Origin of the sequence: Escherichia sp. MOD1-EC5950 (assembly GCF_002965345.1) — a bacterium.
GTDB classification, from domain to species: Bacteria; Pseudomonadota; Gammaproteobacteria; order Enterobacterales; family Enterobacteriaceae; genus Escherichia; species Escherichia marmotae.
In genome coordinates this window covers 28,845-50,408 of the sequence record NZ_PTSR01000022.1, presented here as the reverse complement: position 1 = coordinate 50,408, position 21,564 = coordinate 28,845, and the positions used below count along the sequence as shown (strand labels likewise).

25 protein-coding genes, 1 other RNA gene and 1 other annotated feature are annotated in these 21,564 nt (G+C 49.3%); of the genes, 16 read left to right on the top strand and 10 right to left on the bottom strand.

Going from position 1 to position 21,564, the window contains the following annotated elements:
• Positions 1-25: 25 nt before the first annotated feature.
• From BEA93_RS18570 to pheA, 4 genes are all read left to right on the top strand, one after another.
• Positions 26-328, top strand: a complete 303-nt coding sequence (locus BEA93_RS18570; RefSeq protein WP_029392135.1) for a helix-turn-helix domain-containing protein — start codon at positions 26-28, stop codon at positions 326-328.
• Positions 329-394: 66 nt separating this feature from the next.
• Positions 395-1,384 (top strand): phage integrase, encoded by a 990-nt coding sequence (locus BEA93_RS18565; RefSeq protein WP_000974887.1) that lies wholly within the window; start codon positions 395-397, stop codon positions 1,382-1,384.
• A gap of 167 nt (positions 1,385-1,551) precedes the next feature.
• Positions 1,552-1,677: a sequence feature (Phe leader region), on the top strand.
• Positions 1,553-1,600, top strand: coding sequence for a pheA operon leader peptide PheL (gene pheL, locus BEA93_RS18560; protein WP_105224894.1), 48 nt, complete (start codon positions 1,553-1,555; stop codon positions 1,598-1,600). Its footprint overlaps the feature before it by 48 nt.
• Before the next feature lie 22 nt (positions 1,678-1,699).
• Positions 1,700-2,860: a bifunctional chorismate mutase/prephenate dehydratase gene (gene pheA / locus BEA93_RS18555; RefSeq protein WP_016262446.1), complete on the top strand. Its 1,161-nt coding sequence runs from the start codon at positions 1,700-1,702 to the stop codon at positions 2,858-2,860.
• Between the two features lie 44 nt (positions 2,861-2,904).
• Here pheA and tyrA read toward each other — a convergent pair whose 3' ends face one another.
• Positions 2,905-4,026, bottom strand: a complete 1,122-nt coding sequence (gene tyrA, locus BEA93_RS18550; RefSeq protein WP_000225243.1) for a bifunctional chorismate mutase/prephenate dehydrogenase — start codon at positions 4,024-4,026, stop codon at positions 2,905-2,907.
• A 10-nt stretch (positions 4,027-4,036) separates the two neighbouring features.
• Positions 4,037-5,107 (bottom strand): 3-deoxy-7-phosphoheptulonate synthase AroF, encoded by a 1,071-nt coding sequence (gene aroF, locus BEA93_RS18545; RefSeq protein WP_001168033.1) that lies wholly within the window; start codon positions 5,105-5,107, stop codon positions 4,037-4,039.
• Between the two features lie 208 nt (positions 5,108-5,315).
• On the opposite strand from aroF, the gene BEA93_RS18540 reads away from it, so the two are divergent.
• From BEA93_RS18540 to BEA93_RS18525, 4 genes are all read left to right on the top strand, one after another.
• The gene (locus BEA93_RS18540) at positions 5,316-5,681 is read left to right on the top strand and encodes a DUF2799 domain-containing protein (protein ID WP_000976009.1); all 366 of its coding nucleotides are present in this window, start codon (positions 5,316-5,318) and stop codon (positions 5,679-5,681) included.
• 152 nt (positions 5,682-5,833) lie between these two features.
• Positions 5,834-6,352 (top strand): YfiR family protein, encoded by a 519-nt coding sequence (locus BEA93_RS18535; protein ID WP_061090541.1) that lies wholly within the window; start codon positions 5,834-5,836, stop codon positions 6,350-6,352.
• A complete protein-coding gene (dgcN, locus tag BEA93_RS18530; protein ID WP_000971914.1) occupies positions 6,342-7,568 on the top strand; it encodes a diguanylate cyclase DgcN in 1,227 nt (408 codons plus the stop codon). Before BEA93_RS18535 ends, dgcN begins: the two co-directional genes overlap by 11 nt.
• Before the next feature lie 15 nt (positions 7,569-7,583).
• Positions 7,584-8,066, top strand: coding sequence for an OmpA family protein (locus BEA93_RS18525; RefSeq protein ID WP_000595358.1), 483 nt, complete (start codon positions 7,584-7,586; stop codon positions 8,064-8,066).
• Between the two features lie 76 nt (positions 8,067-8,142).
• Here BEA93_RS18525 and rplS read toward each other — a convergent pair whose 3' ends face one another.
• The 5 genes from rplS to ffh form a co-directional block, all read right to left on the bottom strand.
• Positions 8,143-8,490, bottom strand: a complete 348-nt coding sequence (rplS, locus tag BEA93_RS18520; protein WP_000065253.1) for a 50S ribosomal protein L19 — start codon at positions 8,488-8,490, stop codon at positions 8,143-8,145.
• A 41-nt stretch (positions 8,491-8,531) separates the two neighbouring features.
• Positions 8,532-9,299, bottom strand: coding sequence for a tRNA (guanosine(37)-N1)-methyltransferase TrmD (trmD, locus tag BEA93_RS18515; RefSeq protein ID WP_000264785.1), 768 nt, complete (start codon positions 9,297-9,299; stop codon positions 8,532-8,534).
• Positions 9,300-9,329: 30 nt separating this feature from the next.
• The gene (gene rimM / locus BEA93_RS18510; RefSeq protein WP_000043335.1) at positions 9,330-9,878 is read right to left on the bottom strand and encodes a ribosome maturation factor RimM; all 549 of its coding nucleotides are present in this window, start codon (positions 9,876-9,878) and stop codon (positions 9,330-9,332) included.
• An 18-nt stretch (positions 9,879-9,896) separates the two neighbouring features.
• Positions 9,897-10,145, bottom strand: a complete 249-nt coding sequence (gene rpsP / locus BEA93_RS18505) for a 30S ribosomal protein S16 (RefSeq protein ID WP_001371138.1) — start codon at positions 10,143-10,145, stop codon at positions 9,897-9,899.
• Positions 10,146-10,281: 136 nt separating this feature from the next.
• On the bottom strand, positions 10,282-11,643 hold the full coding sequence (gene ffh, locus BEA93_RS18500) for a signal recognition particle protein (RefSeq protein ID WP_000460036.1): 1,362 nt from the start codon (positions 11,641-11,643) through the stop codon (positions 10,282-10,284).
• A gap of 166 nt (positions 11,644-11,809) precedes the next feature.
• On the opposite strand from ffh, the gene BEA93_RS18495 reads away from it, so the two are divergent.
• Together BEA93_RS18495 and BEA93_RS18490 are read left to right on the top strand one after the other, a co-directional pair.
• Complete coding sequence (locus BEA93_RS18495; RefSeq protein WP_010376639.1) at positions 11,810-12,601, top strand: cytochrome C assembly family protein; 792 nt, start codon at positions 11,810-11,812, stop codon at positions 12,599-12,601.
• 19 nt (positions 12,602-12,620) lie between these two features.
• Complete coding sequence (locus tag BEA93_RS18490; RefSeq protein ID WP_010723175.1) at positions 12,621-13,907, top strand: HlyC/CorC family transporter; 1,287 nt, start codon at positions 12,621-12,623, stop codon at positions 13,905-13,907.
• 54 nt (positions 13,908-13,961) lie between these two features.
• On the opposite strand, the gene grpE is transcribed toward BEA93_RS18490, so the two are convergent.
• A complete protein-coding gene (gene grpE / locus BEA93_RS18485; protein ID WP_001366580.1) occupies positions 13,962-14,555 on the bottom strand; it encodes a nucleotide exchange factor GrpE in 594 nt (197 codons plus the stop codon).
• A 122-nt stretch (positions 14,556-14,677) separates the two neighbouring features.
• On the opposite strand from grpE, the gene nadK reads away from it, so the two are divergent.
• The 3 genes from nadK to bamE all read left to right on the top strand — a co-directional run bounded on the left by nadK (position 14,678) and on the right by bamE (position 17,796).
• Complete coding sequence (nadK, locus tag BEA93_RS18475; RefSeq protein WP_001059172.1) at positions 14,678-15,556, top strand: NAD(+) kinase; 879 nt, start codon at positions 14,678-14,680, stop codon at positions 15,554-15,556.
• An 85-nt stretch (positions 15,557-15,641) separates the two neighbouring features.
• Positions 15,642-17,303 carry a DNA repair protein RecN gene (recN, locus tag BEA93_RS18470; RefSeq protein WP_001516912.1) on the top strand — a complete coding sequence of 554 codons (1,662 nt, stop codon included), beginning with the start codon at positions 15,642-15,644 and terminating at the stop codon, positions 17,301-17,303.
• 148 nt (positions 17,304-17,451) lie between these two features.
• Positions 17,452-17,796: an outer membrane protein assembly factor BamE gene (gene bamE / locus BEA93_RS18465; protein WP_001203438.1), complete on the top strand. Its 345-nt coding sequence runs from the start codon at positions 17,452-17,454 to the stop codon at positions 17,794-17,796.
• Positions 17,797-17,852: 56 nt separating this feature from the next.
• On the opposite strand, the gene BEA93_RS18460 is transcribed toward bamE, so the two are convergent.
• The gene (locus BEA93_RS18460; protein ID WP_001117829.1) at positions 17,853-18,143 is read right to left on the bottom strand and encodes an RnfH family protein; all 291 of its coding nucleotides are present in this window, start codon (positions 18,141-18,143) and stop codon (positions 17,853-17,855) included.
• Positions 18,133-18,570: a type II toxin-antitoxin system toxin RatA gene (ratA, locus tag BEA93_RS18455; RefSeq protein WP_010376629.1), complete on the bottom strand. Its 438-nt coding sequence runs from the start codon at positions 18,568-18,570 to the stop codon at positions 18,133-18,135. Before ratA ends, BEA93_RS18460 begins: the two co-directional genes overlap by 11 nt.
• A 170-nt stretch (positions 18,571-18,740) precedes the next feature.
• On the opposite strand from ratA, the gene smpB reads away from it, so the two are divergent.
• From smpB to glaH, 3 genes are all read left to right on the top strand, one after another.
• Positions 18,741-19,223 carry an SsrA-binding protein SmpB gene (smpB, locus tag BEA93_RS18450; RefSeq protein ID WP_000162574.1) on the top strand — a complete coding sequence of 161 codons (483 nt, stop codon included), beginning with the start codon at positions 18,741-18,743 and terminating at the stop codon, positions 19,221-19,223.
• Between the two features lie 215 nt (positions 19,224-19,438).
• Positions 19,439-19,801: a transfer-messenger RNA gene (gene ssrA / locus BEA93_RS18445) on the top strand.
• 776 nt (positions 19,802-20,577) lie between these two features.
• The gene (glaH, locus tag BEA93_RS18435) at positions 20,578-21,555 is read left to right on the top strand and encodes a glutarate dioxygenase GlaH (protein ID WP_010377831.1); all 978 of its coding nucleotides are present in this window, start codon (positions 20,578-20,580) and stop codon (positions 21,553-21,555) included.
• The last annotated feature ends 9 nt before the right edge of the window (positions 21,556-21,564 follow it).

The following is a 21,564-nucleotide window of genomic DNA, read 5'->3' as shown; positions in this document are numbered from 1 at the left end:
GCACTACATATTTGGAGAATGCAATATGATTTTGGAGATTGGTGAAAAACTAAAACTAATGCGTGAAAGTGAGCGCATTACAAGTCGCAATGAGGCTGCGGAGTTAATAGGTATTCCGCATAACGCGCTATGGCGTTATGAGACTGGCGAATCCATACCCAAAGGGGATGTAATGATGAAAATCTTAAATTGCCCGCGGTTCGAAAAATATGCCTTGTGGTTTATGACTGGGAAAATTGCGCCTGAATCCGGGCAGATAGCTCCGGCTCTCGCACACTATGGGCAAGAGCCAACGGATTTACCCCCATCCGAAAGGAAAATTGGTTAACCCTTTATTATTCTTACGTTTTACAAACTGGAAATGTCTTTCCTCGTTTCACCGGAGGGCTTGCCAATGGCAATTAAAGCACTCGATGGTGGACGGTATAAAGTGGATGTTAGACCGCGTGGCCGAAGTGGACGTCGGATTCAGCGGATTTTTAAGAAAAAGGCAGATGCAGTGGCCTTTGAGCGTTATGTTCTCAGCCACATGCACGATAAGGAATGGCTTGAAAAGCCAACAGAGCAACGTCATCTCTCAGATCTGCTTCCGTTATGGTGGGAATTGGGTGGACGCAATAAGCCATATGCTAACGGCGTTCTAACCAGGTTGAAAAAAATCATCAAAGAAATGAATGATCCAAGGGTTAGCCAGATTAATGCTCGTTTCATGGCTGCTTATCGAAGCTCCCGTTTATCTTTGGGAGTAAAAGAGTCTACTGTTCGGCGTGATGAGTCGGATCTCGGAGGAATGTTTACACTCCTGGCAAATGCCGGGGAATTTCACGGAGAAAATCCGCTCCGCGCCCTCCCCTCTTTGAAACGAAAATCACCCGAAATGACGTATCTCACCACGGAAGAAATCGCCAAATTACTGGATGCAGTAAGCGGTGATGCCCGGCGGATTACGCTACTTTGTCTCAGTACTGGTGCGAGATGGGGAGAAGCGAAAAATCTGCGCGCGGAACACATCATCAATAATCGCGTGACGTTTAACAAAACTAAAAACGGAAAAGTTCGAATTATTCCTGTCTCTGATGAAGTTGTTAGTGAGATCAAAACAAAGAAATCCGGCCTTTTATTTGACGTCAATTATGAGGAATATCGCAAGGTGCTTCGCAGTGTTAAGCCAGACCTACCAAAAGGACAGGCTGTACATGTTCTACGCCATACCTTTGCTGCTCACTTTATGATTAATGGAGGAAATATACTTACGCTCCAGCGAATTATGGGGCACGCCACGATCCAGCAAACTATGACCTATGCGCACCTCGCTCCTGATTTCCTCCAGGATGCAATTTCACTTAATCCGTTAAAAGGAGGCATCCACATTTCATCCACATAAGTGGGTTTTATAGGGTAATCAGTACCCCCCCACCAATAACAAAACCCACTGAAAACAAAGGGAAAACATTGAATTCAGTGGGTTTTACAACGCGCCTTCGGGCGCGTTTTTTGTTGACAGCGTGAAAACAGTGCGGGTACTGTACTGAAGTCGCTTAAGGAAACAAATATGAAACACACTCTGTTCTTCTTCGCATTCTTTTTTACCCTCCCCTGAATGGGAGGCGTTTCGTCGTGTGAAACAGAATGCGAAGACGAACAATAAGGCCTCCCAAACCGGGGGGCCTTTTTTATTGATAACAAAAAAGGCAACACTATGACATCGGAAAACCCGTTACTGGCGCTGCGTGAGAAAATCAGCTCGCTGGATGAAAAATTACTGGCGCTACTGGCAGAGCGGCGCGAACTTGCTGTCGAGGTGGGAAAAGCCAAACTGCTCTCTCATCGCCCGGTACGTGATATCGATCGTGAACGCGATTTACTGGAAAAACTGATTACACTCGGTAAAACGCACCATCTGGATGCGCACTACATTACCCGTCTGTTCCAGCTTATCATTGAAGATTCCGTATTGACCCAGCAGGCACTGCTCCAGCAGCATCTCAATAAAATTAATCCGCACTCTGCCCGCATTGCTTTTCTTGGCCCGAAAGGTTCCTACTCACACCTTGCCGCCCGTCAGTATGCTGCCCGTCACTTCGAGCAATTTATTGAAAGTGGTTGTGCCAAATTTGCTGATATTTTTAATCAGGTGGAAACAGGTCAGGCCGACTATGCCGTCGTACCGATTGAAAATACCAGCTCCGGTGCCATTAACGATGTCTACGATCTGCTGCAACATACCAGCTTATCGATTGTTGGCGAGATGACGCTGACCATTGACCACTGCCTGCTGGTTTCTGGTACTACAGATTTATCCACCATCAACACGGTCTACAGCCATCCGCAGCCATTCCAGCAATGCAGTAAATTCCTTAATCGCTATCCGCACTGGAAGATTGAATATACCGAAAGTACGTCCGCGGCGATGGAAAAGGTTGCACAGGCAAAATCACCGCATGTTGCTGCATTGGGGAGCGAGGCAGGCGGCACTTTGTACGGCTTACAGGTGTTGGAGCGCATTGAGGCAAATCAGCGACAAAACTTCACCCGATTTGTCGTGCTGGCGCGTAAAGCCATTAACGTTTCAGACCAGGTTCCGGCAAAAACCACGCTGTTAATGGCCACCGGACAACAAGCCGGTGCACTGGTTGAAGCACTGCTGGTGCTGCGCAATCATAATCTGATCATGACCCGTCTGGAATCACGTCCGATTCACGGTAATCCGTGGGAAGAGATGTTTTATCTGGATATTCAGGCCAACCTTGAATCAGCAGAAATGCAAAAAGCATTGAAAGAGTTAGGTGAAATCACCCGTTCGATGAAGGTGTTGGGCTGTTACCCAAGCGAGAATGTGGTGCCTGTCGATCCTGCATGATGAAGCCGTGCCGGATGTGATACGTATCACCCGGCACAAAATTATTACTGCCGGTTGTCGTTTGCCTGACGCAATAACACACGGCTTTCACTCTGGAAGCGTTGCGCGTAATCACCGAACCAGTGCTCAACCTTGCGGAAACTGTCAATAAACGCCTGCTTATCGCCCTGCTCCAGCAACTCAATCGCCTCGCCAAAACGTTTATAGTAACGTTTGATCAGCGCCAGATTACGTTCTGACGACATGATGATGTCGGCATAAAGCTGCGGATCCTGGGCAAACAGTCGCCCGACCATCGCCAGTTCAAGGCGATAAATGGGCGAAGAGAGCGCCAGAAGTTGCTCAAGCTGAACATTTTCTTCTGCCAGATGCAGGCCATAAGCAAAAGTAGCAAAGTGGCGCAACGCCTGGATAAACGCCATATTCTGATCGTGCTCCACGGCGCTAATGCGATGTAACCGTGCGCCCCAGACCTGAATTTGCTCCAGAAACCATTGATACGCTTCCGGCTGGCGGCCATCACACCAGACAACGACCTGTTTCGCCAGGCTACCGCTGTCCGGGCCGAACATCGGGTGTAGCCCCAGCACCGGACCATCATGCGCCGCCAGCATGGCCTGCAACGGTCCATTTTTCACCGATGCCAGATCAACCAGAATACAGTCTTGCGGTAAACGCGGCAATTTTCCTATGACCTGCTCAGTAACATGAATCGGCACACTAACAATCACCATTCCGGCATCGGCAACAATCTCAGCCGCACGTTCCCAATCATGTTGTTCAAGGATCCGCACCTGATAACCCGAGAGTGTCAGCATCTTCTCGAACAATCGCCCCATCTGACCGCCACCGCCGACGATAACCACCGGGCGCAACGTAGGACAAAGCGTTTTAAAGCCTTTGTCGTTCTCGCTGGAGTAAGATTCACGCATCACCCGACGCAGGATGTCTTCAATGAGATCCGGCGGCACTCCGAGAGCTTCAGCCTCGGCGCGCCGCGAGGCCAGCATGGATGCCTCACGCTCCGGAACATAAATAGGCAACCCAAAACGGCTCTTCACCTCTCCGACTTCGGCAACCAGTTCCAGACGCTTCGCTAATAAATTCAGCAGCTCTTTATCGACTTCATCAATTTGATCGCGTAATGCGGTCAACTCAGCAACCATAATAAACCTCTTAAGCCACGCGTGCCGTCAACTGTCCGTTGAGATCATGATGAATCTCACGCAGCAAGGCATCTGTCATTTCCCAGCTAATGCAGGCATCGGTAACGGATACACCGTATTTCATTGCGCTGCGCGGTTGCTCGGAAGACTGATTGCCTTCGTGGATATTACTTTCGATCATCAGACCAATAATTGAGCGATTGCCATCTTTGATTTGGGCAACCACGGACTCTGCTACCGCAGGTTGGCGGCGATAATCTTTATTGGAATTACCGTGGCTGCAATCTACCATTAGTGAGGGACGCAGTCCCGCCTGTTCCATCTCTTTTTCACATTGCGCAATATCCGCAGGGCTATAATTCGGTGCTTTGCCGCCGCGCAGGATCACATGTCCGTCCGGATTACCTTGCGTTTGTAGCAACGCAACCTGCCCTGCCTGGTTAATACCGACAAAACGGTGTGGCTGGGCGGCAGCTCGCATGGCGTTAATTGCCGTTGCCAGACTGCCATCGGTGCCGTTTTTAAAACCAACCGGCATAGACAGGCCAGATGCCATTTCACGGTGTGTTTGCGATTCTGTGGTGCGAGCACCAATTGCAGACCAGCTAAACAGATCACCAAGATATTGCGGGCTGTTTGGATCTAACGCCTCCGTCGCCAACGGCAGCCCCATGTTCACCAGTTCAAGCAGCAACTTACGCGCAATTTGCAGCCCGGCTTCTACGTCAAAAGAGCCATCCATATGCGGATCGTTAATTAACCCTTTCCAGCCGACAGTAGTACGGGGTTTTTCAAAATAGACGCGCATCACCAGATAGAGGTTATCGCTGACCTCTTCGGCAAGAGCTTTAAATCGACGAGCATATTCCAGAGCCGTTTCAGGATCATGAATGGAACAAGGACCACACACTACCAGCAGACGAGGATCGCGCCCGGCGATAATATCTGAAATGGTTTTACGCGAATCGGCAATCTTGGCTTCTTGTTGCAGGCTTAATGGAAAAGCGGCCTTCAATTGTTCCGGGGTCATCAGAACCTGTTCATCGGTAATGTGTACGTTATTCAGCGCGTCTTTTTGCATGATGGTGATCCTGTTTATGCTCGTTTGCGATAGTTGATCCTCAGCGAGGATGACGTAACGATAACACAACAAGTAAAGATTTCAATCCAAATTTCGTAAATAATAGTTTACGCATGCAGTTTTAATGCTTCTGAGACAATTAATTTCGTAAAAATAAATTTACACCACTATCAAAAACAATCCGCTATGCTTTGAAAAAGGAGAAAAAATGATGAAAAAATTTATCGGTCCCCTGTTGGCCTTAGTGATTAGCGGTTGCCAGATTGATCCTTATACTCACGCGCCAACCTTGACCAGTACCGACTGGTATGACGTTGGTATGGAAGATGCTATATCAGGCGTTGCCATAAAAGACGACGATACATTTAACGATTCACCAACAGATCGGGTGGTATACCTTAAAGGATATGCCGAAGGACAAAAGAAAACCTGCCAGCCTGATTTTACTTACGCCAGAGGGCTATCTGGTAAAAGCTTTCCCGCCAGTTGTGACACGGTGGAAAATGCCAGTCAACTGCATGAAGTATGGCAAAAAGGAGCCGATGAAAATGCCAGCACGATACGATTGAATTAATTTAAACCTCATCAATAAATTAATCATAAGATTTAACTTATTTGAATTTTAATTCTCGTTTTGATGACGAGTGCATAAAATAATGATATTTTAATGAGCATCCTAAAGAAAATTTTCGATGCGTTTCGAGCAACGGTGGTGAGGATCCCTGAATGCGCTTTTCTCACCGACCGATCTTACTACTGCTCTTTCTCCTGGCAGGATCGCCATTACTCGCTCAGGGTGCTTCTGACGTTACAAAAAATGTACGTTTGATGGTTTCCGGTATCGTCAGCTACACTCGCTGGCCTGCATTGACTGGCCCACCAAGGCTATGTATTTTTTCATCTTCACGTTTTAGCGCAGCCCTACAAGAGAACAACGCAACTTCTTTGCCTTATCTCCCCATCATCATTAACTCTAAACAAGAGGCACTGATTTCAAGCTGCGATGGCTTTTATTTTGGCAGCGAGTCACCGACATTCCAGATAGAATTAATCGATGAATATCCGTCTAAGGCGTTATTATTAATAGCCGAACAAAATACCGAGTGCATTATTGGCAGCGCATTTTGCCTGATCATCAACAATAATAACGTCAGATTTGCCGTAAACCTGGATGCCTTATCGCGTAGTGGTGTAAAGGTCAACCCGGATGTCTTAATGCTCGCACGGAAGAAAAATGATGGGTAACGATAATTCTCTTAATAAGCGCCCCACGTTTAAAAGAGCATTACGCAATATCAGCATGACCAGCGTATTTATCACTATGACGCTGATCTGGCTGCTGCTTTCCGTGACATCGGTGCTGACCCTGAAACAATACGCGCAAAAAAACCTGGCACTCACCGCAGCGACAATGACTTACAGTCTGGAAGCTGCTGTCGTTTTTGCCGATGGTCCGGCAGCCACAGAAACGTTAGCCGCGCTGGGTCAGCAGGGCCAATTTTCAACCGCAGAAGTGCGAGATAACCAGCAAAACATTCTGGCATCCTGGCATTACACCAGTAAGGCTCCGGGCGAGACATTCAGTAATTTCATTAGCCACTGGCTCTTCCCCGCTCCCGTCATTCAGCCGATTCGCCATAATGGCAAAATCATTGGCGAAGTACAGTTAACTGCTCGCGACAACTCAATCAGTCATTTTATCTGGTTATCGCTGGCTGTTCTGACGGGTTGCATTCTGCTGGCATCAGGCATTGCAATCACCCTTACCCGCCATTTGCATAACGGACTGGTGGAAGCGCTAAAAAACATCACTGACGTCGTTCATGATGTGCGCTCCAACCGCAATTTTTCCCGCCGTGTTTCGGAAGAACGAATCGCAGAATTTCACCGCTTTGCTCTCGACTTCAATAGCTTGCTGGATGAAATGGAAGAGTGGCAGCTCCGTTTGCAGGCAAAAAATGCCCAGCTTCTACGTACCGCGCTACATGACCCATTAACCGGGCTGGCGAACCGCGCTGCATTCCGCAACTGCATCAATACGTTAATGAATGATTCTGCTGCTCGAGAAACCTCAGCTTTACTTTTTCTTGATGGCGATAATTTCAAATATATCAATGACACATGGGGGCACGCGACGGGCGATCAGGTCTTGATCGAGATAGCCATACGGTTAATGGAATTTAGCGGAAAACGACATCAGTCATACCGCATAGGAGGCGACGAGTTCGCCATGGTTCTGTCTGGCGTACTGTCAGAATATGAAGTGCAGCGTATCTGTGCAGATCTCACACAAACCTTTCATCGCCCATTCAATCTCCATAACGGTCATCAGGCCTGCATGACCTTAAGTATTGGATACGCCCTGACTCGTGAACACGATTCTGCCGAAAAATTACAAGAGCTGGCCGATCGTAATATGTATCAGGCCAAGCACCAGCGCGCCGAAACGCGGGTGAAATAACAAGGAAATATCTACATGATAAAGCAACTGGTAGCACCTCTGGTTTTCTCTTCTCTGATACTGGCAGGTTGCCAGGCTCCACAAGGCAAGTTTACCCCAGAGCAAGTCGCTGCTATGCAGTCTTATGGTTTTACTGAATCCGCCGGTGACTGGTCACTTGGCTTATCAGACACGATTCTGTTTGCTAAAAATGACTACAAACTACTTCCGGAAAGTCAGCAACAGATCCAAACCATGGCGGCGAAACTGGCTTCTACCGGGCTAACACATGCCCGTATGGATGGTCATACCGATAACTACGGTGAAGATAGCTACAATGAAGCCTTATCACTGAAGAGAGCGAATGTCGTCGCAGATGCCTGGGCTGAAGGTGGGCAAATTCCTCGCAGCAATCTCTCTACTCAAGGCTTAGGGAAAAAATACCCCATCGCCAGCAACCAGACATCTCAGGGTCGGGCCGAGAACCGCCGCGTCGCTGTGGTGATAAGTGCGCCTTAAACCCAATTTCAGTAGATAAAAAAAGGGCCAGCCAATTGGCCAGCCCTTCTTAACAGGATGTCGCTTAAGCGAAATCTTAGTTAAGACGCTCTTTGATACGAGCAGCCTTACCAGTACGCTCACGCAGGTAGTACAGTTTAGCTTTACGAACAGCACCACGACGTTTGACAGAAATGCTGTCAACTACCGGAGAGTGAGTCTGGAAGACACGCTCAACGCCTTCGCCGTTGGAAATTTTACGAACAGTGAATGCAGAGTGCAGACCGCGGTTACGAATAGCGATAACCACGCCCTCGAATGCCTGCAGACGTTTTTTGGAACCTTCAACAACCCATACTTTCACTTCCACGGTATCACCCGGACGGAAGGAAGGTACGTCCTGCTTCATCTGCTCTTGTTCAAGTTGCTTAATAATGTTGCTCATAATTTAATCTCTTATCCTGGGTAAACTGATATCTCGGGGGCTTACGCCATCCCATCATGTTTATGTTGCTGTTGCGCGTGTTCGGTTTTGAACTCCGCCAGCAACCTTGCTTGCTCTTCAGTCAGAGCCAGGTTTTCCAGAAGTTCAGGTCTTCTAAGCCAGGTACGGCCCAGCGACTGTTTCAAACGCCAGCGACGTATCTCGGCATGGTTGCCCGACAGTAACACTGACGGAACTTCCATCCCTTCTAACACCTCAGGCCGCGTATAGTGCGGGCAATCCAGCAATCCTTCAGCAAAGGAATCTTCCGTTGCTGAGGCTTCATGTCCCAGTACCCCCGGAATAAACCGGGAGACAGAGTCAATCAACGTCATTGCTGGTAACTCACCACCACTCAGAACGTAATCCCCGATTGACCATTCTTCGTCAATTTCGGTTTGGATCACGCGCTCATCTATACCTTCGTAGCGACCGCACACCAGAATCAATTTTTGATTCGTTGCCAGTTCGCTGACGCCCGCTTGATCAAGCTTGCGCCCCTGCGGTGACAGATAGATCACCTTAGCGCCTTCACCCGCCGCGCTTTTTGCTGCATGAATGGCATCCCGTAAAGGTTGCACCATCATTAACATCCCCGGTCCGCCGCCGTAAGGACGATCGTCCACGGTACGGTGCCGGTCATGCGTGAAGTCACGAGGACTCCAGCTCTGGATGCTCAGCAGGCCATTTTTAACTGCCCGGCCAGTTACCCCGTAATCGGTAATTGCGCGGAACATTTCAGGAAACAGGCTAATTATGCCAATCCACATAGCGCCGTCTTTTACCGTTTATCCGGTGGTTTAAAAACCAGGATCCCAATCTACTTCGATTGAACGAGTAGTGAGATCGACTTTCTTGATAACCTGCCCATCGAGGAACGGTACGAGACGTTCCTTGATACCAAACGCATCTTTCAGGTTTGCCTTAATGACGAGAACGTCATTAGATCCGGTTTCCATCATGTCGACGACTTTACCGAGATCGTAGCCTTCAGTGGTCACTACCTGGCAGCCCATCAGGTCTTTCCAGTAGTAGTCACCCTCTTCAAGCTGAGGCAACTGCGAAGAATCTACGACAATTTCACAATTCGTCAGCAGGTTCGCCGCATCACGATCGTCAACGCCTTTCAGCTTGATGATCATGTCCTGATTGTGGTGCTTCCAGCTTTCCAACTGGACTTGCTGCCACTGACCCGCCTTCTGGATAAACCAGGGCTGATAGTCAAAAATGCTTTCGGCGTCTTCGGTGGAAGAAAACACTCTGAGCCACCCACGAATACCGTAAGACGAACCCATTTTTCCCAAAACGATGGGATCAACAGGTGCTTGCGCGGTGAGTTGTTTGCTCATCATGACCACCGTGACAGATTAAGCTGCTTTGTTTACTTCTTTGATCAGCGCAGCAACGCGATCAGAAATAGTTGCGCCCTGGCCAACCCAGTGAGCAATGCGATCCAGATCCAGGCGGGCGCCTTCTTCTTTTTCGCTAGCGATTGGGTTGAAGAAACCAACGCGCTCAATGAAGCGACCGTTGCGTGCATTACGGCTGTCAGCGACAACAACCTGGTAGAACGGACGCTTTTTAGCGCCGTGACGTGCTAAACGAATAGTTACCATAACATCCTCTTGTGTGAATAAAACAACCGGACCCCATCGAGGAACGGAGTCCGGTGTCATATTAAAAGCCCGAAAATTTTACTGATTTCTGGAGAAAATGCAATCAACAGTTAATAACTCTGTCGCATAAGGTCATTTAGCGACCAGGAAATCCCGGCGGCATCATCCCTTTCATGCTTCTCATCATCTTCGCCATTCCGCCCTTCTTCATCTTCTTCATCATGCGCTGCATGTCGTCGAACTGCTTCAGAAGACGGTTAACATCCTGTACCTGCATACCGCAACCGGCAGCGATACGACGTTTACGCGAACCTTTGATGATTTCTGGCTTAGCGCGCTCTTTCAGCGTCATCGAGTTGATGATGGCTTCCATACGCACCAGCACTTTATCGTCCATCTGCGACTTCACGTTCTCCGGGATCTGCCCCATACCCGGCAGTTTGCCCATCAGGCTGGCCATGCCGCCCATGTTTTTCATCTGGCGCAACTGTTCAAGGAAATCGTTGAGATCGAAGCCGTCGCCTTTTTTCAGCTTGCTGGCTAATTTCTCAGCCTGCGCGCGGTCAACTTTGCTTTCGATATCTTCGATCAGCGACAGAACATCGCCCATACCGAGAATACGGGAAGCGATGCGGTCCGGATGGAACGGTTCCAGCGCCTCTGTTTTCTCACCAACACCGAGGAATTTGATCGGTTTGCCAGTGATGTGACGAATCGAGAGCGCAGCACCGCCGCGGGCATCGCCGTCTACTTTGGTCAACACTACGCCGGTAAGCGGTAACGCTTCATTGAACGCTTTTGCCGTATTGGCGGCATCCTGACCGGTCATGGCGTCAACCACAAACAAGGTTTCAACCGGGTTAATCGAAGCGTGGACTTGTTTGATCTCGTCCATCATCGCTTCATCAACGTGCAAACGACCGGCAGTATCCACCAGCAACACGTCGTAGAATTTCAGTTTGGCTTCTTTCAGCGCCGCATTAACGATATCGACCGGCTTCTGACCAACATCTGAAGGGAAGAAATCGACGCCTACCTGTTCGGCCAGCGTCTCAAGCTGTTTGATTGCCGCCGGACGATAAACGTCGGCAGAAACCACCAGCACTTTCTTTTTGTGCTTCTCGCGCAGGAACTTACCGAGTTTACCAACGCTGGTTGTTTTACCGGCACCTTGCAGACCCGCCATCAGCACCACCGCAGGCGGTTGCGCAGCCAGGTTCAGGGTCTGGTTCTCTTCGCCCATCGCCGCAACCAGTTCGTTACGGACGATTTTGACGAACTCCTGCCCCGGCGTCAGGCTCTTGTTAACTTCATGACCAACCGCTTTCTCTTTTACGCGATTGATAAACTCACGCACTACCGGCAGAGCGACGTCCGCCTCCAGCAGCGCCATGCGCACTTCGCGCAGCGTATCTTTAACGTTGTCTTCAGTAAGGCGTCCACGGCCACTGATATTGCGCAGCGTGCGCGACAAACGATCGGTTAAATTATCAAACATTGTCTCTCGCCTGGGGTGGAAACGGTTGGCCGCAATCGCGACACATCATCAGTATTTTGCCGCAGTATAACATGAAGGCGTCTTTGTTGTTATGCAACGGTTGGAGCCGCGTTCACCTGACGCTATACTGCTTTTCTTTCTCATTGCTCAAACTGTCGACATTACTATGCCCGTTTTTGCTCTGCTCGCGCTCGTCGCCTACTCTGTCAGTCTCGCACTGATTATTCCCGGTCTGCTGCAAAAAAACGGCGGCTGGCGGCGAATGGCTATTATTTCTGCGGTCATCGCGCTGGTTTGCCACGCTATTGCTCTTGAAGCCCGCATACTGCCCGGCGGTGATAGCGGACAAAACCTTAGCCTGTTGAATGTCGGTTCGTTGGTCAGCCTGATGATCTGTACGGTGATGACCATTGTGGCCTCACGTAACCGTGGCTGGCTGCTGCTGCCGATTGTTTACGCCTTTGCGCTCATCAACCTGGCGCTGGCGACCTTCATGCCCAATGAATACATCACCCACCTGGAAGCAACACCCGGGATGCTGATGCACATTGGCTTATCGCTCTTTTCCTACGCCACGCTGATTATCGCTGCCCTGTACGCGCTGCAACTGGCATGGATTGATTACCAACTGAAGAACAAGAAGTTGGCGTTTAATCAGGAAATGCCTCCACTGATGAGTATTGAACGTAAAATGTTCCACATCACGCAAATTGGTGTGGTGCTATTGACGCTCACTCTCTGTACAGGCCTGTTCTACATGCACAACTTATTTAGCATGGAAAATATCGACAAGGCCGTGCTCTCTATTGTGGCGTGGTTTGTCTATATTGTGCTGCTGTGGGGGCATTATCATGAAGGATGGCGTGGACGCCGCGTTGTCTGGTTTAACGTCGCCGGCGCAGTCATTCTGACACTGGCCTATTTTGGCAGCCGAATTGTCCAGCAGTTAATCAGCTAAACCAGAAAAGGAGCTTCCCCTGGAACATATCTCTACTACCACGTTGATCATAATTTTGATCATCATGGTGGTCATTTCAGCCTATTTTTCCGGCTCCGAAACCGGAATGATGACACTCAACCGCTATCGCCTGCGACATATGGCGAAGCAGGGTAATCGCTCGGCTAAACGGGTCGAAAAATTACTGCGCAAACCCGACCGCCTGATAAGCCTGGTGTTAATCGGCAATAACCTGGTCAATATTCTCGCTTCCGCACTGGGCACCATTGTCGGAATGCGCTTGTACGGTGATGCAGGCGTGGCGATTGCGACCGGCGTGCTGACCTTCGTGGTGCTGGTTTTTGCCGAAGTATTGCCGAAAACCATTGCCGCGCTGTACCCGGAAAAAGTCGCCTATCCGAGTAGTTTTCTGCTGGCTCCGCTGCAAATTTTGATGATGCCACTGGTCTGGCTACTGAACGCCATCACCCGTATGCTGATGCGTATGATGGGTATCAAAACCGATATCGTAGTCAGCGGCTCTTTAAGCAAAGAGGAGTTGCGCACCATTGTGCACGAATCACGCTCACAAATTTCCCGCCGTAATCAGGATATGCTGCTATCGGTGCTCGATCTGGAAAAAATGACCGTTGATGACATCATGGTGCCGCGCAGTGAAATCATCGGCATCGATATCAACGACGACTGGAAATCGATTCTCCGTCAACTCTCCCACTCTCCTCACGGGCGCATCGTGCTGTACCGCGACTCTCTGGACGACGCAATTAGTATGCTGCGAGTACGTGAAGCCTGGCGGCTGATGTCGGAGAAAAAAGAGTTCACTAAAGAAACCATGCTGCGCGCTGCGGACGAAATTTATTTTGTTCCGGAAGGCACGCCGCTCAGTACACAATTAGTTAAATTTCAACGCAATAAAAAGAAAGTTGGTCTGGTCGTCAACGAATACGGAGATATTCAGGGGCTGGTCACAGTTGAAGATATTCTTGAAGAGATTGTCGGTGATTTCACCACGTCGATGTCACCAACGCTTGCCGAAGAGGTCACACCGCAAAACGACGGTTCGGTGATTATCGATGGCACCGCCAACGTGCGAGAAATTAACAAAGCCTTTAACTGGCATCTACCGGAAGATGATGCCCGCACGGTTAATGGCGTTATTCTGGAGGCGCTGGAAGAGATCCCTGTCGCAGGCACCCGCGTGCGTATTGGCGAGTACGATATCGATATCCTCGACGTTCAGGACAATATGATTAAGCAGGTAAAAGTTTTTCCTGTAAAACCGCTACGTGAAAGCGTGGCGGAGTAACGAAAACGGCCCGGCATTCATATGCAGGGCCGTAACTCATTACGAAGGCAGAAATTAAGCTTTCGCTTTCGCGACAGTAACCATCGCCGCACGAATCGTACGACCGTTCAGCGTATAACCCTTCTGCATGATGCCCAGTACGTTACCCGGCGCAACGTCATCAGATTCCACCATTGCGATGGCCTGATGCACGTTTGGATCCAGCGGTACGTTCGTTTCGGCAATGACATCAACGCCAAATTTACGTACTACATCCAGCATCGACTTCAGCGTCAGCTCAATACCTTCAACCATCGCAGACATATCCGGGTTAGCTTTATCAGCCACTTCCAGCGCACGATCCAGACTATCAATCACCGGCAGCAATTCGTTGATGAATTTCTCCAGCGCAAATTTATGCGCTTTTTCGATATCCAGTTCAGTACGACGACGCAGGTTTTCCATTTCCGCTTTTACGCGCAAAATACCGTCCCGTTCACGGGTCTGGGCTTCAGCCAGCTGAGCTTCGAGATTCGCAATTTTTTCATCGCGCGGATCCACCTGCTCAGCAGAAGCTTCTGGCTCAACTGCCTCAATCTCTTCGTGCTGATCCATGATAATTTCTTCCGGGGCTTGCCCCTCAGGCGTTTTCTGTTCTTTACTACTCATGAATTTCTCCGCGTTTTTTTCGCATTCATCTCGCTAACTTGGCTTATTATGGGGATCAGTTTCAGGGTTTCAAGGGAAGCACTCACATTGTCATCAATCTTCACAACAAGGACCTCGGAAAAATGAATAATCATTTCAAGTGTATTGGCATTGTGGGACACCCACGGCACCCTACTGCACTGACAACACATGAAATGCTCTACCGCTGGTTGTGCACAAAAGGTTACGAGGTCATCGTTGAGCAGCAAATCGCTCACGAACTGCAACTGAAGAATGTGAAAACTGGCACACTCGCGGAGATTGGACAACTGGCTGATCTCGCGGTAGTTGTTGGTGGCGACGGTAATATGCTGGGCGCGGCGCGCACGCTCGCCCGCTACGACATTAAAGTCATTGGCATCAACCGTGGCAACCTGGGTTTCCTGACTGACCTTGACCCCGATAACGCCCAACAACAGTTAGCCGATGTGCTGGAAGGCCACTACATCAGCGAAAAACGTTTTTTGCTGGAAGCACAAGTCTGCCAGCAAGATTGCCAGAAGCGCATCAGCACAGCGATTAACGAAGTAGTGCTTCACCCAGGTAAAGTAGCGCATATGATTGAGTTCGAAGTGTATATCGACGAGATCTTTGCGTTTTCTCAGCGCTCCGATGGACTGATTATTTCTACGCCTACAGGTTCTACCGCCTATTCCCTCTCGGCGGGCGGCCCGATTCTGACACCATCACTGGATGCAATTACCCTGGTGCCAATGTTCCCGCATACACTCTCGGCGCGCCCGCTGGTCATTAACAGCAGCAGCACAATTCGCCTGCGCTTTTCGCACCGCCGTAGCGATCTGGAAATTAGCTGCGACAGCCAGATAGCGCTACCGATTCAGGAAGGTGAAGATGTCCTGATTCGTCGTTGTGATTACCATCTGAATCTGATTCATCCAAAAGATTACAGCTATTTCAATACATTAAGCACTAAGCTCGGCTGGTCAAAAAAATTATTTTAATTTTACACCAGCCTCTTTACTGTATATAAAACCAGTTTATACTGTATGCAATAACAGTAATGGTTTTTCATACAGGAAAACGACTATGTTGGCACAACTGACCATCAGCAACTTTGCTATTGTTCGTGAGCTTGAGATTGATTTTCACAGCGGTATGACCGTAATAACCGGTGAGACCGGCGCAGGCAAATCTATTGCAATAGATGCGCTCGGCCTTTGTCTCGGTGGTCGCGCTGAAGCCGACATGGTGCGTACCGGCGCTGCTCGCGCAGACCTGTGCGCTCGTTTTTCTCTTAAAGATACGCCAGCGGCTCTGCGCTGGCTGGAAGAAAACCAACTGGAAGATGGCCGCGAATGCCTGCTTCGTCGCGTGATCAGTAGCGATGGCCGCTCCCGTGGTTTCATCAACGGCACGGCCGTTCCTCTGTCACAACTGCGCGAACTGGGTCAGTTGCTCATCCAGATCCACGGTCAGCATGCTCATCAGTTACTTACCAAGGCCGAGCACCAAAAATTCCTGCTTGATGGCTACGCCAATGAAACTTCTCTGCTCCAGGAAATGACCGCTCGTTATCAGTTGTGGCATCAAAGCTGCCGCGACCTGGCGCATCATCAACAGCTAAGTCAGGAACGCGCCGCTCGCGCGGAACTGCTGCAATATCAGTTAAAAGAACTGAACGAATTTAATCCGCAGCCCGGTGAGTTTGAACAAATCGACGAAGAGTACAAGCGTCTGGCTAACAGCGGTCAATTGCTGACTACAAGCCAGAATGCACTGGCATTAATGGCCGACGGCGAAGATGCAAACCTGCAAAGTCAGCTTTATACAGCAAAACAATTGGTTAGCGAACTGATTGGTATGGACAGCAAACTGTCCGGTGTACTTGATATGCTGGAAGAGGCCACAATCCAGATAGCTGAAGCCAGTGACGAATTACGCCACTACTGCGATCGTCTGGATCTCGACCCTAACCGGTTGTTCGAACTTGAACAACGTATCTCAAAACAGATTTCACTGGCACGTAAACACCACGTCAGCCCGGAAGCATTGCCACAATATTATCAATCACTGCTGGAAGAACAACAGCAACTCGACGATCAGGCCGACTCGCAAGAAACTCTCGCGCTGGCCGTAACTAAACACCATCAGCAGGCGCTGGAAACGGCACGCGCGTTACACCAACAACGCCAGCACTATGCAGCAGAACTTGCGCACCTGATCACCGACAGTATGCACGCACTCTCCATGCCGCATGGGCAATTTACGATTGATGTGAAATTTGATGAGCATCACCTGAGCGCTGACGGTGCCGACCGCATTGAGTTTCGGGTTACCACCAACCCTGGTCAGCCAATGCAGCCTATCGCCAAAGTCGCATCCGGTGGTGAATTGTCGCGTATCGCCCTGGCGATTCAGGTTATTACAGCGCGTAAAATGGAAACGCCAGCGCTCATTTTCGATGAAGTGGATGTGGGGATCAGCGGCCCGACTGCAGCAGTCGTCGGCAAACTGCTACGTCAGCTTGGCGAATCAACCCAGGTAATGTGTGTTACCCACCTGCCACAAGTCGCAGGATGCGGTCATCAACACTATTTTGTCAGCAAAGAAACAGATGGCGCGATGACAGAAACACATATGCAATCACTGGATAAAAAGGCGCGGTTACAGGAGTTGGCGCGCTTACTTGGTGGTAGCGAAGTTACCCGCAACACCCTGGCGAACGCGAAAGAACTGCTTGCGGCGTAAACTTTTTTACTGCTTCACGGTCAGAGTAGACAGCAAAACGCCGTAAGACCCGACAGCAAAAGGTTTTAAAGTGACGAAAGGTCTATTATCATCGGCATATTACAGATGAGCCACGTACTGCTCGGGCCCGAAAAGGAATCAAATCACTATGCGCTGTAAAACGCTGACTGCTGCCGCAGCAGTACTATTGATGTTGACCGCAGGCTGTTCCACTCTGGAGCGAGTGGTTTACCGTCCTGACATCAACCAGGGGAACTATCTGACCGCTAACGACGTATCCAAAATACGCGTTGGCATGACGCAACAACAAGTTGCGTACGCATTGGGTACACCGCTGATGTCCGATCCATTTGGTACGAATACCTGGTTCTATGTCTTCCGCCAACAACCAGGTCATGAAGGTGTAACGCAGCAAACGCTGACGCTGACCTTTAACAGCAGCGGTGTGTTGACCAATATTGATAACAAACCCGCACTGAGTGGCAACGAATAAAATTTGCTGTTTATAGCGATCAAAAAGGTGCTCGCTGAGCACCTTTTTTCTGCCTGCTATTTATTCGCTGACTTCTCTGCCCGCTGCCTGCGAAGCTCTTTCGGATCGGCAATCAATGGTCGATAAATCTCTACACGATCGCCATCGCGCACGATATCACTCAGTTTTGCCGGACGACTGTAAATGCCGACTTTATTTTTAGTTAAATCGATATCTGTACGCAATTCCAGCAAACCGCTGGCGCGAATCGCCTCTTCAACCGTCGCTCCCTCCTGCAACATCACACGTTGCAGGTACTGCTTCTCTGGTAACGCGTAAGCTACCTCAACGGCAATTTTACCTGGCACTATAAACCTCTTTTGCTCGCACAGTGAAAGCCTGCACCATATTAGTCGCCAGCTCTTTAAACACGCGACCAAAGGCGAGTTCAATCAGCTTATTAGTAAACTCAAAATCGAGATGAAACTCGATACGGCACGCCTCCTGGCTCAGCGGCGTAAACTTCCAACCGCCGATCAACTTCTTGAACGGCCCATCAACCAGATTCATGAGGATACTTTGGTTACTGGTCAACTGATTCCGGGTAGTAAACGTTTTGCTGATCCCAGCCTTAGAGACATCTACCGCAGCGGTCATCTGCCCAGGAGTGGACTCCAGAATCCGACTTCCGGTACAACCCGGCAAAAACTGAGGATAAGACTGAACGTCATTCACTAACTGATACATTTGCTCCGCGCTGTAGGGTACGAGTGCGGTCCGGCTAATTTGAGGCATAACAAATTCCATCAACAAAAAACCAACAAATAATATCATTTATCCTGCTGTAAAAAAAACGCTATCCCGGCACTGGGTAACATCGGGTTCATGCTAAGATAGAGCCTTGTCCCCCGCAGGATTAATATGGGGTGTTTTCGATTTCAGATTACCGATGATTCACGACGCTTATGACGAAGAAAAAAGCACATAAACCTGGTTCAGCAACCATAGCGCTCAACAAGCGCGCCCGTCACGAATACTTTATTGAAGAAGAGTTTGAAGCGGGACTCGCCCTGCAAGGCTGGGAAGTTAAATCCCTGCGCGCAGGAAAAGCCAATATTAGCGACAGCTATGTTCTTCTGCGCGACGGAGAAGCATTCCTGTTTGGCGCAAATATCACGCCGATGGCTGTGGCTTCCACGCATGTGGTGTGCGATCCTACTCGTACTCGCAAGCTACTTCTCAACCAGCGCGAACTGGACTCATTGTACGGTCGCGTAAATCGTGAAGGCTATACCGTAGTGGCGCTCTCCCTGTACTGGAAAAATGCCTGGTGCAAAGTAAAAATTGGTGTCGCGAAAGGTAAGAAACAACACGATAAACGTTCTGACATCAAAGAACGTGAATGGCAGGTGGATAAAGCACGTATCATGAAAAACGCTCACCGTTAAACCTACATAACATATACTGATCAGCCCCTCACCGCGCCTCCCCTCTCCGGTGGCGCGAATGAACATCTTGTTGATAATCATATTTAACACAGATGTAGTCATCCCCATGCTTAATCGAATAAAAATCATGCTACGCAGGCGCTAAATCCTTGACGATGTCGCCATTGGGGCTGGTCATGGCGCTCACAAATCTGGTATACTCACCGTTACACATTGGGGCTGATTCTGGATTCGACGGGATTTGCGAAACCCAAGGTGCATGCCGAGGGGCGGTTGGCCTCGTAAAAAGCCGCAAAAAATAGTCGCAAACGACGAAAACTACGCTTTAGCAGCTTAATAACCTGCTTAGAGCCCTCTCTCCCTAGCCTCCGCTCTTAGGACGGGGATCAAGAGAGGTCAAACCCAAAAGAGATCGCGTGGAAGCCCTGCCTGGGGTTGAAGCGTTAAAACTTAATCAGGCTAGTTTGTTAGTGGCGTGTCTGTCCGCAGCTGGCAAGCGAATGTAAAGACTGACTAAGCATGTAGTACCGAGGATGTAGGAATTTCGGACGCGGGTTCAACTCCCGCCAGCTCCACCAATCATGATTAGACGGCGTAAGAACAACACCAACAAAAACAGGAAGTTAGCAGTCTCAGCAGGACACCGACCAGACGGTGAGGAGACAAAAAAGGATACGCAAAGGAGCCGCGGCTCTTTAGTGACATAGAAGTCCGCTTATGCGGGCTTTTTTATTTTTTCATCTGCTTAATTTGGCTGTGCTTCATCTATCCCCTCAACAAGCACCATTCTTTTCGTTCACAGCTTCCATATATCAACCAGCCACGAATGCCTTTCAGCCATAAAAAATGAATGTCTGTTATGAGCTCTGAGTTCAACGGGTCGATGCAACGCTATCCTTAATCAAGGAGGACGTTGCTCTTCTGAAATGCAAAAGGGGCTCTAAATGTGAATGGCACGATTATGCGGGATACTTACATAATGTATGGAGACTACGCATTATTCTCCCCCCTGCCAAACAGGTGAAGAACTAAAACTCACCTGTTTACAACAGGTTATTTCAAATTAACTCAATCGTGTATTAAATCGCAGGACACATTTGTTTTGAAGTTTGAAATCACACCCAATACTCACCTCCTATAACCATCACTAACTTATTATTTTAAATAATTATTTCTCTAAAAAAGCATCTATAACTCACCTCACCATATGTTAATAAAATATTGTTTTTGATCACAATAAGAAAACAATATGTCTCTTTTGTGCGCATTTTTCAGAAATGTAGATATTTTTAGATTATGGCTACGAAGTGAGCATCGCCATGTCACCCTACATCTCATAAGAGGATTGCTTCTGATGAATGCACTGACCGCCGTACAAACCAATACTGTCGATTCAGGCCAGGACTATAGCGGATTCACCCTCATACCGTCGGCGCAATCCCCGCGTCTGCTGGAACTCACCTTCACCGAACAGACGACCAAACAGTTTCTCGAACAGGTTGCCGAGTGGCCCGTGCAGGCGCTGGAGTACAAATCGTTTCTGCGTTTTCGGGTGGGCAAAATTCTCGACGATCTGTGTGCAAACCAACTACAGCCGCTGCTGTTGAAGACGTTGCTAAACCGCGCTGAAGGTGCGCTGTTGATCAATGCGGTAGGTGTCGATGATGTGAAGCAGGCGGATGAGATGGTGAAGCTGGCGACGGCGGTGGCGCATCTGATTGGTCGCTCAAATTTCGATGCGATGAGCGGTCAGTATTATGCGCGTTTTGTGGTGAAAAATGTCGATAACTCAGACAGCTATCTGCGCCAGCCGCACCGCGTGATGGAGTTGCATAACGACGGCACCTATGTCGAAGAGATCACTGATTACGTGCTGATGATGAAAATCGACGAACAAAACATGCAGGGCGGAAATTCGCTGCTGCTGCATCTCGATGACTGGGAACATCTGGACCACTTTTTCAGCCACCCGCTGGCGCGCCGTCCGATGCGTTTTGCCGCACCGCCAAGTAAAAACGTCAGCAAAGATGTCTTCCATCCGGTGTTCGACGTCGATCAGCAGGGGCGCCCGGTGATGCGCTATATCGACCAGTTCGTCCAGCCGAAAGACTTCGAAGAAGGCGTATGGTTGAGCGAGCTTTCCGACGCCATTGAAACCAGCAAAGGCATTCTGTCTGTCCCCGTTCCCGTTGGCAAATTCCTGTTGATTAACAACCTGTTCTGGCTGCACGGTCGCGACCGCTTTACCGCGCATCCGGATCTGCGTCGCGAACTGATGCGCCAGCGTGGCTATTTCGCTTACGCCACTAACCACTACCAGACGCATCAGTAAGCGCAAAGG

Bases quoted from the DNA above. Each gene is read 5' to 3' on its own strand.
- pheA (WP_016262446.1), top strand. From the start codon at position 1,700: ATGACATCGGAAAACCCGTTACTGGCGCTGCGTGAGAAAATCAGCTCG.
- rplS (WP_000065253.1), bottom strand. From the start codon at position 8,490: ATGAGCAACATTATTAAGCAACTTGAACAAGAGCAGATGAAGCAGGAC.
- ffh (WP_000460036.1), bottom strand. From the start codon at position 11,643: ATGTTTGATAATTTAACCGATCGTTTGTCGCGCACGCTGCGCAATATC.
- BEA93_RS18495 (WP_010376639.1), top strand. From the start codon at position 11,810: ATGCCCGTTTTTGCTCTGCTCGCGCTCGTCGCCTACTCTGTCAGTCTC.
- BEA93_RS18525 (WP_000595358.1), top strand. From the start codon at position 7,584: ATGATAAAGCAACTGGTAGCACCTCTGGTTTTCTCTTCTCTGATACTG.
- trmD (WP_000264785.1), bottom strand. From the start codon at position 9,299: ATGTGGATTGGCATAATTAGCCTGTTTCCTGAAATGTTCCGCGCAATT.
- bamE (WP_001203438.1), top strand. From the start codon at position 17,452: ATGCGCTGTAAAACGCTGACTGCTGCCGCAGCAGTACTATTGATGTTG.
- tyrA (WP_000225243.1), bottom strand. From the start codon at position 4,026: ATGGTTGCTGAGTTGACCGCATTACGCGATCAAATTGATGAAGTCGAT.
- nadK (WP_001059172.1), top strand. From the start codon at position 14,678: ATGAATAATCATTTCAAGTGTATTGGCATTGTGGGACACCCACGGCAC.
- BEA93_RS18565 (WP_000974887.1), top strand. From the start codon at position 395: ATGGCAATTAAAGCACTCGATGGTGGACGGTATAAAGTGGATGTTAGA.
- recN (WP_001516912.1), top strand. From the start codon at position 15,642: ATGTTGGCACAACTGACCATCAGCAACTTTGCTATTGTTCGTGAGCTT.
- aroF (WP_001168033.1), bottom strand. From the start codon at position 5,107: ATGCAAAAAGACGCGCTGAATAACGTACACATTACCGATGAACAGGTT.
- rpsP (WP_001371138.1), bottom strand. From the start codon at position 10,145: ATGGTAACTATTCGTTTAGCACGTCACGGCGCTAAAAAGCGTCCGTTC.
- glaH (WP_010377831.1), top strand. From the start codon at position 20,578: ATGAATGCACTGACCGCCGTACAAACCAATACTGTCGATTCAGGCCAG.
- BEA93_RS18540 (WP_000976009.1), top strand. From the start codon at position 5,316: ATGATGAAAAAATTTATCGGTCCCCTGTTGGCCTTAGTGATTAGCGGT.
- dgcN (WP_000971914.1), top strand. From the start codon at position 6,342: ATGATGGGTAACGATAATTCTCTTAATAAGCGCCCCACGTTTAAAAGA.
- rimM (WP_000043335.1), bottom strand. From the start codon at position 9,878: ATGAGCAAACAACTCACCGCGCAAGCACCTGTTGATCCCATCGTTTTG.
- smpB (WP_000162574.1), top strand. From the start codon at position 18,741: ATGACGAAGAAAAAAGCACATAAACCTGGTTCAGCAACCATAGCGCTC.
- BEA93_RS18535 (WP_061090541.1), top strand. From the start codon at position 5,834: ATGCGCTTTTCTCACCGACCGATCTTACTACTGCTCTTTCTCCTGGCA.
- grpE (WP_001366580.1), bottom strand. From the start codon at position 14,555: ATGAGTAGTAAAGAACAGAAAACGCCTGAGGGGCAAGCCCCGGAAGAA.
- BEA93_RS18570 (WP_029392135.1), top strand. From the start codon at position 26: ATGATTTTGGAGATTGGTGAAAAACTAAAACTAATGCGTGAAAGTGAG.
- ratA (WP_010376629.1), bottom strand. From the start codon at position 18,570: ATGCCTCAAATTAGCCGGACCGCACTCGTACCCTACAGCGCGGAGCAA.